Genomic DNA, 21,458 nt, shown 5'->3' with positions numbered 1-21,458 from the left:
AAAATTATCCCCTTCTTCACACTCCTATAAAAAATGCACGTACTTTCAGTTGTGCTCTCGGGGGGGGCAGGCTCCCGGCTTTGGCCAGCATCACGGCAGGCGTTTCCAAAACCCTTTATGAAGCTGGGCGGCTCGACGCTGCTGCAGCAGGCCATCGAACGTGGCCAAGCCTGCGGCACCGGTGATCTGATGATTGTTACGAACAAGGATCATCTCTTCCTGACCAAGGATGTGCTGGGCCAAATGGCCGACCCGCCGGACGCCACGCTGCTTCTCGAGCCGAAGGGCCGCAATACCGGCCCCGCCATCGCGCTTGCGGCGCTGCAATGTATCGAGAAATTCGGTGGCGAAACCGTGATGCTCGTGCTGTCCGCCGATCACCTCGTGCCCGATGTCGAAGCCTTCGTCGCGAGTGCCAGCCAGGCTTTCAAACTTGCCACGCAAGGAGCGCTGGTTGTATTTGGCATCAGCCCGACGAGTCCGGACACAGGCTTCGGCTATATCGAAGTGGCCCAGGTCTCGCGGTCGAGTCAACCGGCCAAGCGCTTTGTCGAGAAGCCCGATTTGCAGACCGCGCAGGAGTATCTGGCTACCGGACGCTATTACTGGAACAGCGGGATGTTCTGCTTCACGGCAAACGCCATAGTGGCCGCCTTTGAGAAGTACGCACCCGAACTGCTGGACGCCGCCAAAAAAGCGCTGAAGAGCACGGAACATCAAGGCAACACCATCCAATTCGATTTGCATGCCTTCGGACTCCAGCCCGACATCAGCATCGACTATGCAGTGATGGAGCCGGCCGACAACGTGCACGTGGTTCCGGCCAAATTCCAATGGAGCGACGTAGGCTCTTGGCCTGCGGTGGCAAAAGCCCAGCCCCAAGATGCGAGCGGCAACACAATGCCATCGGACGTCGTGGCGATCGACACCACCGGCACCCATGTGCAGGTCGACAGCCATATTCCGAAACTGGTGGCGACGCTGGGCGTTCACGACCTCGTCATTGTCGACACTCCCGACGCGCTGCTGGTTGCCCACAAGAACAGCGCCCAGGAAGTCAAAAAGATCGTTGATACGCTGAAATCCCGCAAGCACGAGGCGGTTCATCTGCCCTCCGTGGTGCACCGCCCATGGGGCACCTACGCAACACTCAAGGAAGAAGATAGCTACAAGGTCAAGCGAATCACGGTCAAACCCGGAGAATCGCTGTCTTTGCAGTATCACCACCAGCGCTCCGAGCATTGGGTGGTGGTGCAAGGGCGGGGCATCGTGCAGATCGGCGACATCGAACATGTCACCGGGCCGGGCGAATACCGCCATATCCCATTGAAGGAGAAACATCGTTTGACCAACATCGGCGAAGAACTATTGGTGCTTATCGAAGTCCAGTGCGGTGTTTACCTTGGCGAGGACGATATCGTCAGGCTCGCAGACACCTACGGACGCGCATGACCCAAGAAATTCACTCCAACCTCCACCGTAGTGCCCTATCCGACTGGTGGGAGGGGACACGCCGCACCGACATCTGGTGGACACTGGCCTGGTTCGACATCGTTCTTCGCTATCGGCGTTCGATGCTCGGTCCGCTCTGGCTCACGTTGAGCATGGGCGCAATGATTGGCGGCATGGGCCCGCTCTACAGTTCGCTCTTCGGCACGGAACTTTCAAAGTTCTTTCCTCACCTTGCGCTCGGAATCATCTTCTGGGGATTTTTTTCCAGCGTGGTCTCCGAGGCGTGCAACGCATTCGTGGGCTCGTCCAATTACCTGAAGCAGGGCTACTTTCCGATCAGCCTTTTTGTCTGGCGAAGCATTGCGCGCAACCTGATCCAGTTTGCCCACCAGATCATTTTGTATGTGCCGGTCGCGCTCTGGGCGGGCATTTCGCTGTCCTGGTCGGCGCTGCTGATCCTTCCCGCGATGGTGATCGCAGTCGTCAATGCACATGCGATCGGCGTACTGCTTGGGCTGATCTGCACCCGTTTTCGCGACGTGACGCAGATCGTGAACAGCGTCATGCAGATGCTGATGTTCCTGACACCGGTTTTTTGGCTGCCCGAAAGCCTGCCGCAACGCGCCCAGTACGTCCTGTGGAACCCTTTTGCACAAATGCTTGATCTGCTGCGCACACCCCTGATGGGCGGCGTGGCGGAGATGCACAGCTGGCTCGGCATCCTGGCCTGGACCGTGGTGAGCGTCGTGGGGTCCACGCTGCTCTTCATCAAGTATCGCCGCCGCGTTGTTTACTGGCTCTGATCTATGGCATCCATTTCACTCAAGAACGTCGCCGTCAATTTCCCAATCTACGGTGCGGGCGCAGCCTCTCTGAAGAAGACGCTTGCAGCCTCCGTGACCGGCGGGCGTTTCGGTAAGGAGACCGGTGTTACCGTGGTCCAGGCCCTCAGCGACATCAATCTCGAACTGCGTAGCGGCGACCGCTTGGGGCTGATCGGCCACAACGGCGCGGGCAAATCGACCCTTTTACGCACTCTGGCGGGCGTGTACGAGCCCTCGGCCGGTGAATTCCGGCGCGAAGGAAGCGTGTCGAGCCTCATCGATCCATCACTTGGTATTGAGATGGACGCGACGGGTGTAGAGAACATCATGCTGCGCGGCCTGGTGATGGGCATGAGCAAGAAGGAGATCGACGAGCGTACGCCCGAGATTTGCGAATTCAGCGGTCTCGGCCAGTATGTGGACATGCCTGTGCGCACCTACTCCACAGGGATGATGATGCGCCTGGCTTTCTCGATCTCGACCAGCGTCGAGGCAGACATCCTGCTCATGGATGAATGGCTGTCAGTAGGCGATGCCGAGTTCACCGAGAAAGCCGAGCAGCGCATGCGCGACGTGGTGTCCAAATCGGGCATTCTGGTGCTCGCTTCGCACTCGCCCGACCTGATCGCCAAGGAATGCAACAAGGTCGTGAAACTCAGCCATGGCCGCTTGGAGGCGGTGGACATGGAAGCGTACATGGCCGAGCACACGCGACTCGCGGCTTGAACAAGTAAGCGGCAACCGGGGCCGCAAACACGGCCCCGGAGCTCTTTATTTAGCTCTTCGATTCTGTTTGGAACGTCGCGCGGATTTCGGCCAGCCGTGCCGCGGCCTTCTGGCCCGCCATTTTCAAAGACAGATCAATGGCCGCACGCGCTTTGCCGCGCGCACCGACCTCCTTGGCCCACGCCCGGTCTTCATACAGGCGGCGCATGAGTTGCGCTGCGTGCTCTGTGGATGGCTCGGCCCACTCAAGCTTTTCGTCGTAAGGCGGAATTGGACGACCGAGTTTTACCAACTTGTAGGACACCAGCAGGCTGTCATCCTCACCCATGAAATCGACGTTGCCAGAGTAGTTGGTGGCAATGACCGGCTTGCCCATCAGCATCGCCTCGGCCATCGTCAGGCCAAGACCTTCGCTGCGATGCAGTGACACGTAAGCGTCGCACGCATCCATGAGCGACAGCACTTCGTCGGGGCTGTAGACCTGATCGATCACCACGATGTTATGGCCCTCTGCGGCCGCACGCAGTTCTTTCAGCTGCGCCGGATGACGATCGCCGAATGACGTCTTCAGCACCAGCGTTACGTCTTCCTGCGGGGAAAAGGCGGCCTTGAATGCATTGATCAAACCAAGCGGATTCTTGCGCTCCATCACGCTCATCATGTGGAACGTGAACAGGAACGTGAAGCTTCCATCCTTCAGGCCGAAGTACTTGCGCTCTCGCTGCTGGTAAGCACCCAGTGCAACGCCGGGGAATATGGTGCGCACCGGAATGGAGAGCCGATCACGCAGGCCCTTGGCAACGAATTCAGTGGCTGTCCAGACTTCATCGACCTTGGCTGCCGCATCGAGCCATGAATCCGGAATCGAGTCGAACTCCCAGTACCAGTAGGCAATCCGATATGTGCGCGGCAAGTACTCGTTCAGATCGCTGCGGCTATAGGCCTCGTTGAAGAACGGCTCGGGCTGTGTGTGGATGATGGTCGTTTCGAAGTCTTCGAAATCACGAAACTGCGCGTGAACCGGATCGTCTTTCTTGTCGGTTCGAAGGTCACGTAGCGCGGTCTGCACGCCGACTTCTCGCAGGCCCTTGACCAGCGCCTCCACGGAAACCCGAAGACCCGAGGGATACGAAAAATGTCCGATGACATTGACGCCGGGCGTCGTCATCTCGGCTGCCACGGCGTCTTTGTCGAGCCCGGCGCACCATGCCCGCACCTCTTCAGTCTGCATGGCTTCTGACGACTGCAGCCAGTCGATCAATGCCTTCGCGGACTCGAAATCGTCCAGTGCTTTGGGGTGCAGGCGCTGCCATTGCTCGCGCGTCCGATACGCAGACCGAAGCTGGCGGGCAGGCGGGATATCGACCGGCCAACGCACCGGGTCCGCCCACAGATCGGCCACGCGATAGTGGGCGCGGAACCATGCGGCAAAGGCGCGGCGGCCGAAAACCGTCAGGCCATCGGGATAAAGCTTTTGCCACTCGGGGGTGAACTCATAGGCCTTGACCAGTTCGGCCTCGGGCCTTTCGGCGGCTGTCCAGAACAGCCACCAGATTTCTTCCAGCCTCAAATCCGCGTTGCGACGGCCATGCTGCACGAACCAATGGAACAGCTCGCGTCTTCCAATCGGCAGCAAGCCGTGGGGCAGCAATGCGCGGACCTCCGAGTGATAGAGAAACGCCTGCCGCGCCCGGACCGCCAAGTCCTCCGACCACATCGCGCGAATCGCGGCGAGCGCATTCTTGCCTAGTCCGAAACGATTCGCACCCTCTGCTTCCAGCCAGCCGACAAACGCACCTTCCGGGCCTTCGGACAGTGCGGCTGGAAAGCGCAGGCGGATGTCGGGGCATGTACGCAAGAGGTCCAGGCACCACCGTGCAGCAGACCAGATATCGCGCACGCCATGCGCCGGCTGGGGTGTCCAGATCACGCTTTCGCGCGGCCGCATCGCAACCGCCAAGCATGCGCCATCGTTTGAGAGGTCGAGCGTCTGCAGCTGCGGCCTGGGCGAGCCGAATTCGCGAAGGCTGGCCTTGAGCTTCTCGCGAACCGAGGGCGCCGCGCCGACTCGAAGGGTCGGAATCGCGTGGTTAGCATCCAACTCGGGGTGAAGATAGGGGTCTTCATCGATACCCAGGGTGCGAATGTCATCGGCTATTCGACGCATATCGATCTGGGGGTTAGTGTTGCCCCGTGTCGCGCCTTCGTGGTGCACGAGGCGTGCTTGCGGTACATAGGCAATGCGATAACCAGCGCGCCAGACCTGCAGGCAGAGTGCGACGTCGCTCATTGCAATCAGGTATGACTCGTCGAATCCGCCCACGCGCTCAAAGGCATCGCGCCGTACCATTTGGCAGGCACCCATGATCGAAAGCCAGTTCCGGGCGTGGTCCGGCGAACCGAACACACCCCAACCGAGCCGCTCCGCACTGCGATACATCAGGCCGCAAAGGTGAATGCCAACGCCCACGCCGCCGTGCTGCAGTTCGCCTGACGGGAACACCAGCTTGGCGCCGACCACGCCGACGCCGGGCCGCATTGCCACGCGCACCATTTCGTGCAGCCAATCGGGCGAAACGATTTCGATGTCGTTGTTCAAGAACAGCAAGATTTCGCCGCGCGAGAACGCTGCCCCATGATTGCACGCGGCAGAGTAGTTGAAGGTCTTGTTGAAATGAACGATGCGGACGCTCGGCTCGGCGGCGAGCTCGGCGTAGTACGCCAGCGCTTCCGGCTCGGTAGAGCCGGTGTCCACGATGATGATTTCCTTATTTGGATAAGCCGTTTCCCGCAGCAGCCCACCCACGGACATGCGCAGCAGGTGGTCCTTGTTTTTCGACGGAATCACGATCGAGACGAGCGGCGGCCGATCAATGTCCCAGGTCGCGTGGTGGGTGCCGTCCGGCTGCGTCTGGACTGACGCGTCAATGCCTTTTTGCGCCCAGTATTTGCGCAATGCCGAGCGATGCGAGGCGGCTTCAGCCGAGTCGGTCGACGGCCGTTCCCGGTGACCGCCACCAGTTGCGCGATGGCACAGTACCTTAGGAATGCGGGTGACGGTTTGGGCGAAATCGCTCACGCGAAGGTTCAGATCCCACTCGAAACCGGCGCCCACCGCGGAATCGATTCCGCCCGCAGCCTCGACCAGTTGCCGGCGCAACAGCGTCAAGCGTCCGAAGTAGTTGAAGGCATAAAGCAGCTCCGGCGACCAGTTCGGCTTGAAGTACGGCTGGGCGCGGCCGCCTTCGACCGACCACTCGTCTTCGTCGCAGTAAAGAATGTCGCTGGCCGGCGATTCGATGAACGCATTGGCGACTTCGACTGCGGCGCCGGGTGCGATGACGTCTCCGGCATCAAGCACTGCAATGAAATCACCATTGACGCGCGAAAGGCATGCGGCAAGCGCTTCGGCAGCGTTCTTGCCAGAAGCAGGTAGCCAGACGATGCGAGGCTCTTCATCCTGCAGCATGCGCAACGCGTCATCGATTGCGCCGGCATCATCACCGGTCAGCGCGATGACGAGCTGCCACTTGGGGAAGTTTTGCGACCGGATCGACTTCACCGTCGCGGTCAGCATCGCAAGCTGTGCACTGCTTGCACAAAGCAGAAAACTCAACCTCGGAATTGCCGAGAGATCGCCAAGCAAGGCAGAGCGACTTTCGTGCTCGGCAATCCATTGCCGATAGGAGTTCTGAGAGCTGTGGCTGGTTTCGGTGCCGACCACAGGCACCAAAGAGGACGCATTCGCCTCACCCGTACTGCGGCGCTCCTTGAGAAAATTAAGCCGCTGAGGCATGCGCCAAGGCGTTGCAACCCACCAGGTAGCCTTCGCCGCGCGGCGCAGATGACCTCGCCATGCAGGAGGAATCGCGGCAGACACTTTGCGCAACGGTGCGGTCAGCCGCCAGGATGCCGAGTTGAGCAGTGCGTTTTGCTGCTGCAGTGCGAACGCCGCGCGCTCATTTGCCGCTTCGATCTGGGCCTCAATCGATTCATCGCTGCTTTGCACGAGTCGCTCCTGCAACTCCAACCGCAATTTAAGGACGGCTATCTGCCGCTCTGCTTCGGCGAGTTTTTCTGCGTCTCGTGGTGTATGGCTCATATTTGCTTTGTGTATCTGGAGCATTTGGCGGGCTGGCCCCGTTCAATGAGTCAGTCCTTGCTCCCTGCGCGGACATGCCTGGGTCGGTACGTCCACGCTCAGCACATTTATTATCCCCATGAACTGTTGGGCTTCAACCACACCACCCTTCAACAATGTTGCACTTTCTCGCGTCTTATCTTCCCCGCTTCACTTGGATAAGACCGAGATTGCCCGCCGCTGATCGCGTAACGCCTGGCGTACGTCCACCCGGGAAAGTTACGTAACGGAATATGCCGGGGGCGCCGCCCGCCGATTTGGCAGAATCCCGACTTCGACCGGTTGACCGTTCCAGGCCCCCCAAGGATGGCTCGATCCGCCGCGCAGGCGAATATTTAGACAATACAGAGAAGGTTCTCATGAAAAAACATGCCGTTGTCACGGGCATCACGGGCCAGGATGGCGCTTACCTCGCCGAGTTGCTGCTTGCCAAGGGTTACGTCGTCTATGGCACCTATCGGCGCACCAGTTCAGTAAATTTCTGGCGCATTGAGGAACTTGGAATTCAGAACAACCCCGACCTGCACCTGGTGGAGTACGACCTGACCGATCTGGGAAGTTCGATCGAACTGCTCCGCCAAGCTGAACCCGTCGAGGTCTACAACCTCGCGGCCCAGAGCTTCGTTGGGGTGAGCTTCAATCAACCCGTGGCGACCGCTCAGATCACCGGCGTTGGCGCCCTGCACCTGTTGGAAGCCATTCGCCTCGTCAACCCGAAGATTCGCTTCTACCAAGCGTCGACCTCCGAGATGTTTGGCAAGGTGCAGGCCATTCCGCAGGTGGAGGACACACCCTTCTATCCGCGCAGCCCCTACGGCGTTGCCAAGCTTTATGCCCACTGGATGACCATCAACTACCGCGAGAGCTACGACATCTTTGGCTGCAGCGGCATTCTCTTCAACCACGAAAGCCCACTGCGCGGCCGCGAATTCGTGACGCGGAAGATCACCGACGGCGTCGCCAAGATCAAGCTTGGCAAGCTGGACGTGCTGGAGCTCGGAAACCTCGACGCCAAGCGGGATTGGGGCTTTGCAAAGGAATACGTCGAGGGCATGTGGCGCATGCTTCAGGTCGCCACGCCAGACACATACGTGCTGGCGACCAACCGCACCGAAACCGTTCGCGACTTCGTGCGCATGGCGTTCAAGGGCGCGGACATTGCCGTGGACTTCAAGGGCAGTGGAGAGGGCGAATCGGCCGTAGACATCGCCACCGGCAAGACCGTCATGCGAATTAACCCCAAGTTCCATCGTCCTGCAGAAGTCGAACTGTTGATTGGGAACCCGGCCAAGGCCAAGACCCAACTCGGCTGGGAACCGAAGACCACGCTCGAGGAACTTTGCCAGATGATGGTTGAAGCAGACCTGCGGCGGAATCGCCAAGGCTTCTCGTTTTGAGAATCCTGCTCACCGGTGCCGAGGGTTTTACCGGCCGGCATTTCATTGAACGGGCATCCGCTAAGGGGCACTCGGTCATCCCGCTGCGGTCCGACCTGATGGAAGACGAGGCGCTTCGCCGGGAGGTGCTGGAAGTTGCGCCTGACGCAGTGGTCCATTTGGCGGCAATCAGCTTCGTCGGGCATGCGGACGAAACGGCGTTCTACGCCGTCAATGTGGTCGGCACCACGAACTTGCTCGATGCACTCGCAAGGCTGCCCGCTCGGCCCCAACGCGTGCTTCTGGCCAGCAGCGCCAACATCTACGGCAATACGGAAGCATCGCCGATCAGCGAAACGCAGCCGCCCGCACCCGTCAACCATTACGCCATGAGTAAGCTCGCTATGGAATACATGGCGCGGACCTACGACGGGCGCCTAAACCTGGTCATTGCGCGGCCGTTCAACTACACAGGCCCTGGACAGAGCCCGAGCTTTCTGATCCCCAAGCTCGCGCTCCACTTCGCGCAGCGCGCGCGATCCATCGAGCTCGGCAATCTCGAAGTGGAACGCGAATTCAACGACGTGCGAATGCTTTGCGATGCATACCTCGAACTCCTTGCCCACGGAGAATCAGGTGAAAGCTACAACATCTGTACCGGCCGTCCACACACGCTTCGCCACATACTGGACGCCTTCATTCGCATGACGGCCCATACGCCGCGCATCGAGATCAACCCGGCCTTCGTGAGAGCGAACGAAGTGCACAGGCTCTGCGGCGATCCGGCCAAGCTCGATGCACTGCTAGCACGCCACGGCAGCACGCTCGAGGCGCCAAGTCTTGAAGACACTCTGCAATCCATGCTGGCTGCGGCGGCGATCAGCGTACTGAAGACGTAGAGCTGGCCCTGCCTGTCAAGTCAGAATCTAGTGAAATCTGAGACGCGCAGTGTTGCGCCTGCTCGGCGGAACCACCGCGGATCCTATCCAGCCGGCACAGCGCTTTGCCGCCCGACCAAGGGACGCACGCATCGTCCCTCTGAGCCGCGTGCGCTGAGTCAGTCTCCTAGCCGTGCCGCAGCCCGTGCTCAGCGCTTTTGCAAGTGCGTCGATGCGATTCGATGCAGCTGCTCGCGATAGCGCAAACCTTGCCTGCGATGCGAAAAATGCGTGCGCATGTGAATGCCGGCACGCTTACCCAGCTGCCGACCGAATTCCGGATTCTCGAAAAGCATTAGCACCTTCTCAGCGGCGTCCTCCGGGTCAGCGTCTGCCCACACTTGGTCCTGCCAATACGGATAGTCGCCGTCAGTCAGCGGCACCAGGTTGTAGCGAACACCCAGCGAGTTGTCCGTCGACATGTAGTCCATGTTTCCGGACCATGCCGTCACGATGACAGGCTTGTCAAAAAACATGGCTTCGGCGGGCCCGAGGCCAAAGCCTTCGGCGCGATGCAGCGAGAGGAAAGAATCGCAGACCCGGACAAGGCTCCTGACCTCTTCTTCGGTCATCGTCTTGTCAATCAACGTGACCCGATCGCGGATGGGCTCGATTTCTTCCTTCAGCTTTTGCAGCGACTGGGCATCTCGAGCTGAGTTGTTGATCTTCAGGACCAGTTGCAGCTTGGCCAGGGGCCTCTGTGCAAGCACGCGCTTAAAGACATCGACTGCAGCCCACGGATTCTTGCGGCTTGCATAAGAAAGTGCATCGAAGAAAAAGAGCACCGCATAGCGCGACTCCGGAATACCGAAGTATTTGCGGCCGAAGAATTCTTGAACCCGCGGCTCGACGGCGATGGGCATATGGAAGACCGGCCGCTTGACAGCCCCGCGCAACGCAACATCGACATGAAGCGATGGTGACCACACTTCGTCGAACCGTTCGAGCTGACGCGCCCACTCCTGTGGATATCTGGGTAGTTCCCACATTGGATAGATGATGTTGTAGCCGTTGGAGAACGCCCCCTCGTACTTTTGCTCGATCGTCCGGATCACGGCATCGACTTCATCTCCATTGATGCAGAAGAGCCGGACAGGGGCGGAGAATTGCTCAGTGAGCAGAGGACCGAACTCGCGCGCTTCCCGTGGCATCGGCTTTGTGAACTTATAAACGTCGTGCACCGAAAAGTTCCCGTGCGCAGCCGCAAGCGAGCGCACGATGCCCCTGCAGTGGGCTCCCATTCCGATCGCCGCATAGGGGTGGCCGACGATCAGGCACTCAGGCTTGCTGGAGTGGTCATTTGCCGCCATGCTCATCCGTTCCTCTTCAGATATTTGTGTGATTCGAGCGCGTCGCGCAGGGCGGTCAAATAGGCATGGCCGTAGCGCTGGTCCGGCTCCAAGTAGGCGCCTTCCCCCCACTCGTTCCAAGCGTTGATGAAGACCATTCTGCGCTCCGGTACGTTGAAGTCGCGGGAGAATTCCAGTGCATGTTCCAGCCAGGCACGGAATGCACCGGGACTGGGATCGCTCAGGATGAAGGGCGCATCCTGTCTGCGCGGCGTGTTGTCCCATCCCGGCAGCACGCCCGGGAAATGGGTGAATGGCCGCAAGGGCAATTCGGTGGCATAGCGCGTGCCCACGGTCTCGTAGTCGTCGATGGTTCCCGTGAAATTTGGACTGACCGCCGACGGTGTCTTGGTCACAGGCGAGCCCATGTTGTGGGGCGGGAAGCCAATGCTCGCATCGAGCCCGAAGTCCGCCACGTTCTTGAGCTTCCAGGCCAGATCAAACGAATCCACACTCGCGACGAAAATCTCTCCGATTCCCAAGCGCCTGCACTCCTCGCGCCAGACCTGCACTGTGTCGGCGATTGAAGGGAGCAGATCCCAGCGATAGACGATCACCAGCGGCTTGCCTTCTACCCGGATGTAGCGCTCGTCTCGCATGAATCGCATGAGGTCTTGGATGAGCGCCTTGTCGTCCTCAGTCGAGTATTCCTGCTTCAGAAGAAGATCCTGATCGCGCCCGTCCCATCGCCTGCTCCAGTTCTCGTTGGCCCAGCAAAGGCAGAACGGGAAATCCAACGACCTGTCCTCAAGATACAGTTCCAGCGGCGCCTCTAGAATGCGGCGGCCATTGAACCAGTAGTAGTAAAAGCAGAAGCCATGCAGTCCGTATTGCATGGCAAGCTCGATCTGCTTGCGAATACTCTTGGAGCTGGCAAGGTCGTAGTGCCCAAGGTCGGCGGGTAGGCGCGGCTGATCGTGCCCAGGATAGTTCGGTTTTGCCTTGGATACGTTCGTCCACTCTGTGAAGCCTGGCGCCCACCACAAGTCGTTCTCCGGGATCATGTGGTATTGCGGAAGATAGAAGGCAATGGCCTTCACGGCATTGTTGGCCTCCAATTGGGCCTGCCATCTCTCTGAGAAGTTCTGCGCACCGCGGGCCGATTGCGCATACTTGTATGCCGGTGACAGCGACGACATCGTTTCGCTCATGAAGTGAACGATGCGTGCCTTCGGTTCATAGACCACGCGAAGCCCGCGGTCGCGAACGCGGAAGCACAGATCCACGTCTTCGTAGTAGGCAGGGTAGAAAAGGGGATCAAAGCCCCCCAACGCATCGAACAGTGCCCGCTCGATCAGCAGGCATGCGCCGGAGATGTACTCCACGTCCCGACGGTAGCCGAATCTCGGATCCTCGGGGCTGGCGCCATGTCCAACGAGGGCAGGTGAACAGTCCACCCGAATCCGGCCACCCGCTTCCTGGAGCAGACCGGACGGATAGAGCACCTGCGGACCCACGATGCCGACACCAGCTTCGTAAGCAGCCACCATGGCGTCCAGAAAGCCCTCCTGGACCAGCGTATCGTTATTCAGGAACAGCACGAACCTGCTGCGTGCGGTTGCCGCTGCCTTATTGCAATTGCCGCCGAATCCGAGGTTTTGTTCCGACCGAAGGAATGTCAGGCCCGAAATGTGGGCGAGTTCGAGGCAATCGGGGTCGACCGAGGCATCATCCGCAACGATAACCTCGTAGGGAGTTTGACAGTTGCTTTCAACGATGGCCCGAAGGCAGGTCAGCGTCAATGCAGGCTTGTTGTAGACAGGAATCACGATCGAGACGAGCGGGCACTCGAACGTGGGAATCACGATTTTGGCCGCATCGATCTCGAATTCGTTCCCGACGGGGAGTGGAATAGATGTCTTGGCGCGCGGGTACTGTTCCGCGCGCCGCTTTTCGGCCTGCGCGAGTCTCGCCCGCATTGCGCCGTAGCGGGTCCACTCCCACTTTCCATTTGCGACACGCGCCAAACCTTCGTGCATTCGGGCGCGCGGAATGCCGTCTTTGGCGAACGCCTCGGTGTAGTCACCCTCCACTGCGTAAGAGCTTTCCTGCACCAAAAAGTGCGCGAGTTCATGGACCTTGTCGGCTTTGGCGGCCGGGAACTCCCGCGCGTGCTCAACGAGATTGATCGACAAGCATGGATTCCTTAGAGCCTCGTGTCGACGCTCGATGAAATGAGCAAGGGGGTCGGCGCCCTCAGCAACGTCTCCGTAGGTTGCGCAGTACCAGTCCGGATCGAAGCTCGGGTGCGGCATCCTGCGCTCGCGCGCACCGAACAGCACGTAGTGCAGCAATGGGTTGCGGCCTGCGGCCTTCACATCGAGGTATTGATCCAGGTACCACGTCGTGCTGAACAGCGGATGCGGATCCCGTCCTTCCTTCCAACCGAGATCCACATAGTGGGCCAGCGGGTTCAAGCCAGCCTCGGCAACGTCGGGATTGCGCGCCAGATACCACGCCACGTCGAACAGCGGGTGCGGATTGAGCCCTTCTTTCCAGCCAATCCGCAAAAAGTGGCGCATCGGATTGAGGCCGTTCTTTAAGACCTCTGAATTGCGTCTGCTGTACCACTCCGCGTCGAAAAGCGGATGTGTTTCTCCCCATTGATCGCTCGACGAATTTTCAATGCAGCTGTTTTCCTGCGCCAGGTAATGAGCGACTTCATGGACTTTGTCCGCCTTGGCTGACGGGAACTTCCGCGCGTGGTTTACTAGGTCGATCGACGGACATGGGTTCCGCACAGCGTCGTGCCGATGCTCGAGAAAATGAATCAGCGGGTCCACGCCTTCGGCGACATCTCCGTAGGCCGCGCAGTACCATTCGGGGTCAAAAGCTGGATGCGGAATTCTGTGCTCGGCTGCACCGAACAGCGCGTAGTGCATTAACGGGTTTTGGTCCGCCGCCTTCACATCGACGTACCGACCCAGGTACCAAGTCGTACTAAACAGCGGATGCGGATCCCGTCCTTCCTTCCACCCGAGATCGATGTAGTGAAGCAGCGGGTTCCAACCAGCCTGGGCAACGTCAGGATAACGTGACAGATACCACCATGCATCGAATAGAGGATGAGGATTCCGTCCTTCTTTCCACCCGAGATCGAGGTAGTGGAGCAGCGGGTTCCAGCCGGCTTGGGCTACGTCAGGATTCCGCATGAGATACCACCCTGCATTGAACAGCGGGTGCGGATTCCGCCCTTCCTTCCAGCCGGGATCGAGATAGTGGAGTAGCGGGTTCCGACCCGCCTTTGCAACATCAGGATTGCGCGCCAGATACCACCGTGCATTAAACATAGGATGCGGGTTCCGACCTTCTTTCCAGCCGAACCGCAGAAAGTGGCGCATGGGGTTGAACCCGGCCTTCATCACATCTGGGTTACGGCCGATATACCACCCTGCATTAAACAGTGGATGTGGGTCCCTCAATACATTTTGGCGCTCGGAAATACCACCAATTCTCATTCGGCCGATTACCCGACCGCAAATCGATTTCAAACGGCGGTACCAATGGAAATTCTTCATGTTCTTCAGCCCGCAAGCCGATCCTTGCAACTCAGCACTTCGTGTGTGAATGGGTTATAATTGCAGACAACAATTTTTCAAGCCGGTTTTACGACGCGCACATATCTTCGGTTGAATAATAAATTTCGCGCCCCATTCAATTCCTTCACTCAGAGAACAATGCTGGAAAGAATGGTTCAACCTGCCGCACAAGCCATCGATTCAGGCCATCCAATCAATTTTCAAACTTGCCTTGGGCCGGTCTCCTGCGCGCGTAGACATGGAAAGAACCAGGCTTTGACAGCTCGGACTACTGTACGTTGGACAGTTAAACTACCGCCCCGAAGCGCAGTCATCATAACAGACGCCCCCTCCCCTCCAGGGAGCCAAACCATCTTCAAGATCGAATGCACGAGGTTTGTCACATTTTTCCAGGCTAATGTGCATGCGTAACATGACCACCGGAGGCATTTCGCTGATCAAGATTCGCAATACACTTGCCACAGTCGGTAAGCTTTTTTGACCTAAATCAAAAGATGGTGCACATGATTACAAATGAATCCCACATTGTTAGCACGAGATATGGCCAGATGCATCTGCTCGGACGGGATTCCGTCGTCTCGGAATCCCTCGCGCTATATGGCGAATGGGCCCAGCGCGAGATCGATTTCCTTGCATTTTTTATTGCGCCAGGTTCGACGGTTCTTGACATAGGCGCCTTTATCGGAACGCATACGCTTGCGTTCTCCTCGCTGGCAGGCGGCTACGGCACTGTAATTGCGTTCGAGCCCCGCGCGGAAGCATTTGAGCTGCTGTCCAGGAATATCCGGGACAATCACCGAATGAATGTTCGGCTCCGCCAAGAAGGAGTCGCTGACGCGATGTCAACCATCGAACTGCACCGTCTCCAGCCGGGTGCATTAACAAACTTTGCAGGGCTCGCACTTGAAGACGATGGCGGCTCCGGTTCGGAATACGAGGTGCCGCTTATTACGGTTGACAGCTTGCTTCTTCCTGCCGTCGACTTGATGAAGATCGACGTCGAGGGAATGGAAAGGCAGGTGCTCGAAGGCGCGCAAAAAACCATCGCATCTCTCAAGCCCGCGATATTTGCCGAGGCCAACTCCATCAGCGCCGGAATCAAGATCCTCAATTGGTGCCAGTCCAACGGATACGAATGCTTTGGGCACCTGACCGATGCGTTCAATCCAGACAACTTCAATGGTGAAACTCGAAGCATCTTCGATGGTGGCAAGGAACTCAATCTTCTCCTGCTGCCGGCCGAGCGTGCACTTCCCCCCAATTTGCCACGCGTATTCGCCATCGACAACGCGGACGATATCGCCGCTTTGCTTCTTCATAAGCCGCAATATCCCCATGAAGTCTTGAAATTCGCGAACAGGCAAAAGGGGCCAGGCTTGTTGTATCCCTCGCCAGCCGCGCAAGCTGCAACCGAGGCGCAAAAACAGCTCCAGAACGAAGTTTCGGATCTTCAATCTCAACTGCAAGCAGCCAATGCCTCGCATGCGGCGACAATGGGGGCCGCCGAAGAAGCTGCAAGGGCAAACTCTCAGAGCCGCGACAGATTAAAAGGCGAACTGAATGCTCTGCAGCTAAGATTTGACGCCGAAAAAAACAAGATTGATACGCTGCTCGCACAACTCGCACAAGAGTCTGCGATGAAGGATCACATCGACCGCCAACTCACGCAAGCAAACGAACACCTGGACGCGCTGAACAGCGAAAATAAGGCGAATCTTGCTGCGTTGGCATTGCTTCGTGGCAGCCGCTCATGGAAATTCACCGCGCCATTACGATATGTGAGCCATCATGTGCGGTCTGTACTGAATCGTTTCACTACTCGCTGATTTCTAACAGCCAAGCAGTCTTGACAGTGCAGCAGAGGAAGGTCTGCGTCCACTTCATTCAAATGTGTCGGCTTTGCTCAACGAAACACCGGCCTGATCCTTCGCAGACAACAGGGGGGCCATTCCGATTTCCGGCCACTCGATACCCACGTCCGCGTCGTTCCATGCGATGCAACGTTCGTGCGCTGGCGCGTAATACTCGGTGGTCTTGTAGAGAAAATCCGCAGTCTCGCTGAGCACCAGAAACGCGTGCGCGAATCCGGCCGGCACCCAGAGCTGCTTATGATTTTCTTCGGTCAACTCGACGCCAACCCATTTGCCGAAGGTGGGCGACGATCTGCGGATGTCGACCGCCACATCAAACACCGAGCCGCGCACAGCTCGCACAAGCTTCCCTTGCGGCTGCTGCACTTGATAGTGCAGGCCCCGAAGCACCCCCTTCACCGATCGTGAATGGTTGTCTTGCACGAACTCGACATGCCGCCCAACAGCCTCGTCGAACGCCCTGCCGTTGAAGCTTTCATAGAAAAAACCGCGCGCATCGCCGAAGACCTTCGGCTCGATGATCAGCACCTCGGGAATTGCGGTGGGCGTTGCCTTCACGAGCGCACCTCCTCGGCCAGCAGATGGTTCAAGTACTTGCCGTAGCCATTCTTCTGCAGCGGAGCCGCAAGCCTTGCCAACTGTTCCCGGTCGATGAAGCCATGTCGCCACGCGATTTCTTCCGGACAAGCGATCTTCAGCCCCTGCCGGTGCTCCAGCGTTGCGATGAACTGCCCCGCTTCCAGCAGGCTTTCATGCGTGCCGGTATCGAGCCAGGCATAGCCGCGCTGCATGATCTGCACGTTCAGCTGGTTGAGATCCAGGTAAGCCTGGTTGACGGCCGTGATCTCCAACTCGCCGCGCGCGCTGGGCTTCACTGCCTTGGCAATGTCGACCACCTGGTTGTCGTAGAAGTAGAGGCCAGTGACCGCATAGCTGCTTTTGGGCTGGGCCGGCTTTTCCTCGATGCTGCTGGCCTTGCCCTCGGCATCGAAGGCCACCACGCCGTAGCGCTCAGGATCGTGCACGTGGTAGGCAAACACCGTGGCACCCGAAGACTTCGAATCGGCATCGGCAAGCAAATGCGCGAAATCGTGGCCGTAGAAGATGTTGTCGCCCAGCACCAGCGCGCTCGGCGAATTTCCTACGAATTTGTCGCCGATGATGAAGGCCTGTGCCAGGCCATCGGGGCTCGGCTGCACCGCATATTGCAGGCTGATGCCCCACTGGCTGCCATCGCCCAGCAGTTGCTGGAAGCGCGGCGTGTCCTGCGGGGTGCTGATGATCAGGATGTCACGCATGCCGCCGAGCATCAGCGTGCTGAGCGGGTAGTAGATCATCGGTTTGTCGTACACCGGCAGCAGCTGCTTGCTGAGCGCGAGCGTTGCGGGGTGCAGGCGCGTGCCCGATCCGCCAGCGAGGATGATGCCTTTGCGTTTCGTCGTGGTCTTGGTGGTCATTGTTTTATTTCTCTCCTTGCTTTCTTTGCTTTGCCGCGCTCGGCGTAATTAGAGGGTTTCGCGCAGCATGCGGGCCACGCCCTGCTGCCAAGGGGGCAGCACCAAGCCGAAGGTGGATTGCAGCTTGCGGGTGTCGAGGCGCGAGTTGGCGGGGCGGGTTGCAGGGGTGGGAAAGGCGCTGGTGGGCACGGCATCGACTTCAGCGGGGCCGGCCTTCAGTTGGGCGCCGGCCAGCTGCGCCTGTTCGAGCACGAAGCGTGCATAGCCGCACCAGGTGGTCTCGCCGCCAGCCACTGCGTGATAGAGCCCGGCCTTGGCCGGGTCTTGCAAGGTGGCGCGGATGGCGTGTGCCGTGACGTCGGCCAGCAATTCGGCTCCAGTGGGCGCGCCGAACTGGTCGTCGATGACGGTCAAGCGGTCGCGCTCCTTTGCGATGCGAAGCATGGTCTTGGCAAAGTTGCCGCCGCGCGCGGCATACACCCAGCTGGTGCGAAAGATCAGGTGTTTGGCGCAGTGCTTGGCCACCAGTTGTTCGCCTTCGAGCTTGGTACGGCCGTACACGCTGAGGGGGCCGGTGGCGTCGTCTTCTTTCCAGGGCTTGCTGCCGCTGCCGTCGAACACATAGTCGGTGGAGTAGTGCACCATGAGCGCGCCGATCTGCTGCGCGGCCTCGGCCACCACGCCGGGCGAGGTCGCGTTGAGCTTGCGCGCAAACTCGGCCTCGCTCTCGGCCTTGTCGACAGCGGTGTGCGCTGCGGCGTTGACGATGACGTCGGGACGCACCTTCAACACGGTCTCGGCCAGTTGCTCGGGGCGGCTGAAGTCGGCGTGAAAGTCGGTGCTGTCGAAATCGAGCGCCACCAGTTCGCCCAGGGGTGCGAGGCTGCGCTGCAGCTCCCAGCCGACCTGTCCGCCCTTGCCCAGCAGCAGCAACTTCATGCCGCGGCCTTGGCCGCGGGCGCGGCGTCGTATTGCTTCTCGACCCATTCGCGGTACGCGCCGCTTTGCACGTTGCGCACCCATTCGGCGTTGGCAAGGTACCACTCGACGGTCTTGCGGATGCCGCTGTCGAAGGTTTCGGCGGGCTTCCAGCCGAGTTCGCGTTCGAGCTTGCGCGCGTCGATGGCGTAGCGGCGGTCGTGGCCCGGCCGATCGGTGACGTAGCTGATCTGCTCCTTGTAAGGCTTGCCGTCGGCGCGCGGGCGCAGTTCGTCGAGCAAGGCGCACACGGTGTTGACGATCTCGATGTTGGGCTTCTCGTTCCAGCCGCCGACGTTGTAGGTCTCGCCGAGCTTGCCGCCCTCGAGCACGCGGCGGATGGCGCTGCAGTGGTCCTTCACGTAGAGCCAGTCGCGCACCTGCATGCCGTCGCCATACACGGGCAGCGGCTTGCCGGCCAGTGCGTTGACGATCATCAGCGGGATGAGCTTCTCAGGAAAGTGGAACGGCCCGTAGTTGTTCGAGCAGTTGGTGGTGACCACAGGCAGGCCATAGGTGTGGTGCCATGCACGCACGAGGTGGTCGCTGGCAGCCTTGCTGGCCGAGTAGGGGCTGTTGGGCTCGTACTTGTTCTCTTCAGTGAACGCCGGATCGGTCTTGGAGAGCGAACCGTAGACCTCGTCGGTCGACACGTGCAGGAAGCGGAAGGCGGACTTCTGTTCGGCTGGCAATGCGCTCCAGTAGCCGCGCACCGACTCGAGCAGGCGGAAGGTGCCAAGCACGTTGGTCTGCACAAAATCTTCGGGGCCGTGGATGGAACGATCGACGTGCGATTCCGCGGCAAAGTTCACGATCGCGCGCGGTTTGTGTTCAGCCAGAAGGCGGTCGACCAGTGCGCTATCGCCGATGTCGCCCTGCACGAAGATGTGGTTCGTGTTGCCTTTGAGCGAGGCGAGCGTCTCGAGGTTGCCGGCGTAGGTGAGTTTGTCGAGATTCAAGACCGGCTCGTCGCTCTGCGCAAGCCAGTCAAGTACGAAATTGGCGCCGATGAAGCCGGCGCCGCCGGTTACCAGAATCATTGAGTCCCCCGAAGTTGTCGAACAATCGCCCTATGGCGAGTCTGCTGGCGATTATCCCATCGGACAGAATTGTCAAGATCGAGGGTGAGCAGCTCGGCGCTTAGCCCTACAATACTTTTACTGCAGGAGAGCGAGTAGAACTTATTACTACTCCACCGAAGGCGCAAACTCCCATAAACGCTCAGGTCGGCTCCGCGATTCTTGAAGTTCTTCTTTCAAAGAGTTTCGAGAGGGGCCTGTACTGCATCAACTGATACGCCGTCTGGAGAGCCATCGCCTTTTGCGTGATGCACCGAAGGAGCAAACCCGTTGCGGGCGCAGCGGGTGAATCTCTCAGGTACCAAGGACAGGGGGAGCGGCAACTTGGACGGCGGTCGTCCGGTTGCTTGCTATTGAGTTCGGTAGCACACCACGTCCGTCGTTCAAGCGCCTCACTCAAAAGGTACTTGAAATGCGCGTGATCGTTCTTGGCGCCGGCTTGCTCGGCGTGACCTCGGCTTATTACCTCCAGCAACTCGGCCACGAAGTGACCGTGATCGACCGTCAGGCCACGCCAGCGGCCGAAACCAGCTTTGCCAATGGCGGGCAGATCTCCGTGAGCCATGCCGAACCCTGGGCCAACCCGAGCGCACCGCTCAAGGTGCTGCAGTGGCTGGGCAAGGAAGACGCCCCGCTGCTCTTTCGCATTCGCGCCGACATGCGCCAGTGGCTCTGGGGCCTGCAGTTTTTGCGTGAATGCACCCCGGCGCGCACGCGCCACAACATCGAACAGATCGTGCGCCTGGGCACCTACAGCCGCGACACGCTGCAGCAGCTGCGCGCCGACACCGGCCTCCAGTACGACCAGCGCACCCAGGGCATCCTGCACTTCTACACGACGCAAAAGGAGTTCGACGGCGCCCTCGCGCCGGCCGAGCAGATGCGCGCGCTGGGCTGCGAGCGCCAAGTGATCTCGGCCGACGAGGCGGTGAAGATCGAGCCCGCGCTGGCTCACATCCGGCCGCAACTGGCCGGTGCCACCTATACGGCCGAGGACGAATCGGGCGACGCGAACCGCTTCGCGCGCGAGCTGGTCGCGCTGGCGAGGGCGGCCGGCGTGAAGTTCCTCATGAGTCACACCATCACCGCGCTGCGCGAAGCGGGCGGCCGCATCGACCATGTCGAAGCCACCGACAACGAAGGCCGCTTCCAGCGCATCCGGGGCGACGCCTTCGTGCTGGCGATGGGCTCGCTGAGCCCGATCGTTGCCGCGCCGCTGGGCCTCCGCCTGCCGATCTATCCGGCCAAGGGGTATTCGGTGACCTTGCCGGTCAAGGACGCCTCGAAGGCGCACCAGGTCTCGCTGACCGATGACGAATACAAGCTCGTGTTCTCGCGATACACCTCGCCGGGGGGCGAAGGGAGCGACCGCCTGCGCATCGCCGGCACGGCCGAACTCAACGGCTACGACCGCGACCTGAACCGCGTGCGCTGCGAGGCCATCGTGCGGCGCGTCGAAGAGCTCTTCCCCGGCGCCGGCGACACCGCGCAGGCGCAGTTCTGGACCGGCCTGCGTCCTGCGACGCCAAGCAACGTGCCGCTGATTGGCAAGACGAAGCTGCCGAACCTGTATCTGAACACCGGCCACGGCACGCTGGGCTGGACGCATGCCTGCGGCTCGGGCAAGTCGATCGCGCGCATTGTGAGCGGGCTTGCGCCGGAGGTGGATTTCGCGTTCACCGGCATGCCTGCGCCCGCCGCGCGCGTGCTGCAGCCGGCCTGAGCTTG

The 21,458-nt window shown here is 59.8% G+C and carries 14 protein-coding genes and 2 riboswitches; of the genes, 7 read left to right on the top strand and 7 right to left on the bottom strand.

Annotated features, from left to right (window positions below; genetic code table 11):
• The first annotated feature begins 33 nt into the window (after positions 1-33).
• The 3 genes from ASC78_RS12440 to ASC78_RS12430 are packed head-to-tail and all read left to right on the top strand — an operon-like array spanning position 34 to position 3,002.
• Positions 34-1,452, top strand: coding sequence for a mannose-1-phosphate guanylyltransferase/mannose-6-phosphate isomerase (locus tag ASC78_RS12440; protein WP_055801374.1), 1,419 nt, complete (start codon positions 34-36; stop codon positions 1,450-1,452).
• A complete protein-coding gene (locus ASC78_RS12435; protein WP_055801372.1) occupies positions 1,449-2,255 on the top strand; it encodes an ABC transporter permease in 807 nt (268 codons plus the stop codon). The genes ASC78_RS12440 and ASC78_RS12435 overlap by 4 nt, the downstream gene beginning before the upstream one ends.
• Positions 2,256-2,258: 3 nt before the next feature.
• Positions 2,259-3,002 carry an ABC transporter ATP-binding protein gene (locus tag ASC78_RS12430; protein ID WP_055801368.1) on the top strand — a complete coding sequence of 248 codons (744 nt, stop codon included), beginning with the start codon at positions 2,259-2,261 and terminating at the stop codon, positions 3,000-3,002.
• Positions 3,003-3,051: 49 nt separating this feature from the next.
• Here ASC78_RS12430 and ASC78_RS27040 read toward each other — a convergent pair whose 3' ends face one another.
• Positions 3,052-7,104, bottom strand: a complete 4,053-nt coding sequence (locus ASC78_RS27040) for a glycosyltransferase (RefSeq protein ID WP_235505071.1) — start codon at positions 7,102-7,104, stop codon at positions 3,052-3,054.
• A gap of 398 nt (positions 7,105-7,502) precedes the next feature.
• Here ASC78_RS27040 and gmd point away from each other — a divergent pair, with 398 nt between their 5' ends.
• Positions 7,503-8,540, top strand: a complete 1,038-nt coding sequence (gene gmd, locus ASC78_RS12420) for a GDP-mannose 4,6-dehydratase (protein WP_055801365.1) — start codon at positions 7,503-7,505, stop codon at positions 8,538-8,540.
• Positions 8,537-9,418, top strand: a complete 882-nt coding sequence (locus tag ASC78_RS12415; RefSeq protein WP_055801362.1) for a GDP-mannose 4,6-dehydratase — start codon at positions 8,537-8,539, stop codon at positions 9,416-9,418. The genes gmd and ASC78_RS12415 overlap by 4 nt, the downstream gene beginning before the upstream one ends.
• Before the next feature lie 188 nt (positions 9,419-9,606).
• On the opposite strand, the gene ASC78_RS12410 is transcribed toward ASC78_RS12415, so the two are convergent.
• Both ASC78_RS12410 and ASC78_RS27035 read right to left on the bottom strand, forming a co-directional pair.
• Positions 9,607-10,767, bottom strand: coding sequence for a glycosyltransferase family 4 protein (locus ASC78_RS12410; protein WP_055801359.1), 1,161 nt, complete (start codon positions 10,765-10,767; stop codon positions 9,607-9,609).
• A gap of 2 nt (positions 10,768-10,769) precedes the next feature.
• Positions 10,770-14,324, bottom strand: coding sequence for a glycoside hydrolase family 99-like domain-containing protein (locus ASC78_RS27035; RefSeq protein ID WP_157634438.1), 3,555 nt, complete (start codon positions 14,322-14,324; stop codon positions 10,770-10,772).
• A gap of 524 nt (positions 14,325-14,848) precedes the next feature.
• Between ASC78_RS27035 and ASC78_RS12400 the strand changes: the two genes are divergently transcribed.
• Positions 14,849-16,171 (top strand): FkbM family methyltransferase, encoded by a 1,323-nt coding sequence (locus ASC78_RS12400; RefSeq protein ID WP_162246098.1) that lies wholly within the window; start codon positions 14,849-14,851, stop codon positions 16,169-16,171.
• Positions 16,172-16,225: 54 nt separating this feature from the next.
• On the opposite strand, the gene rfbC is transcribed toward ASC78_RS12400, so the two are convergent.
• The 4 genes from rfbC to rfbB are packed head-to-tail and all read right to left on the bottom strand — an operon-like array spanning position 16,226 to position 19,691.
• Complete coding sequence (gene rfbC, locus ASC78_RS12395; protein ID WP_055801353.1) at positions 16,226-16,774, bottom strand: dTDP-4-dehydrorhamnose 3,5-epimerase; 549 nt, start codon at positions 16,772-16,774, stop codon at positions 16,226-16,228.
• Positions 16,771-17,673 (bottom strand): glucose-1-phosphate thymidylyltransferase RfbA, encoded by a 903-nt coding sequence (gene rfbA / locus ASC78_RS12390; RefSeq protein WP_055801351.1) that lies wholly within the window; start codon positions 17,671-17,673, stop codon positions 16,771-16,773. The genes rfbC and rfbA overlap by 4 nt, the downstream gene beginning before the upstream one ends.
• Positions 17,674-17,721: 48 nt before the next feature.
• On the bottom strand, positions 17,722-18,612 hold the full coding sequence (gene rfbD, locus ASC78_RS12385; RefSeq protein ID WP_055801346.1) for a dTDP-4-dehydrorhamnose reductase: 891 nt from the start codon (positions 18,610-18,612) through the stop codon (positions 17,722-17,724).
• On the bottom strand, positions 18,609-19,691 hold the full coding sequence (rfbB, locus tag ASC78_RS12380) for a dTDP-glucose 4,6-dehydratase (RefSeq protein ID WP_055801343.1): 1,083 nt from the start codon (positions 19,689-19,691) through the stop codon (positions 18,609-18,611). The genes rfbD and rfbB overlap by 4 nt, the downstream gene beginning before the upstream one ends.
• 113 nt (positions 19,692-19,804) lie before the next feature.
• A riboswitch (glycine riboswitch) is annotated at positions 19,805-19,896 on the top strand.
• 47 nt (positions 19,897-19,943) lie between these two features.
• Positions 19,944-20,051, top strand: a riboswitch (glycine riboswitch).
• 91 nt (positions 20,052-20,142) lie between these two features.
• On the opposite strand from rfbB, the gene ASC78_RS12375 reads away from it, so the two are divergent.
• Complete coding sequence (locus tag ASC78_RS12375; protein ID WP_055801340.1) at positions 20,143-21,453, top strand: D-amino acid dehydrogenase; 1,311 nt, start codon at positions 20,143-20,145, stop codon at positions 21,451-21,453.
• Positions 21,454-21,458: the final 5 nt, after the last annotated feature.

Source organism: Variovorax sp. Root318D1 (genome assembly GCF_001424835.1).
Taxonomy (GTDB): domain Bacteria; phylum Pseudomonadota; class Gammaproteobacteria; order Burkholderiales; family Burkholderiaceae_C; genus Variovorax.
The sequence above is the reverse complement of the archived record's forward strand: the minus strand, read 5'-3'. Positions and strand labels throughout refer to the sequence as shown.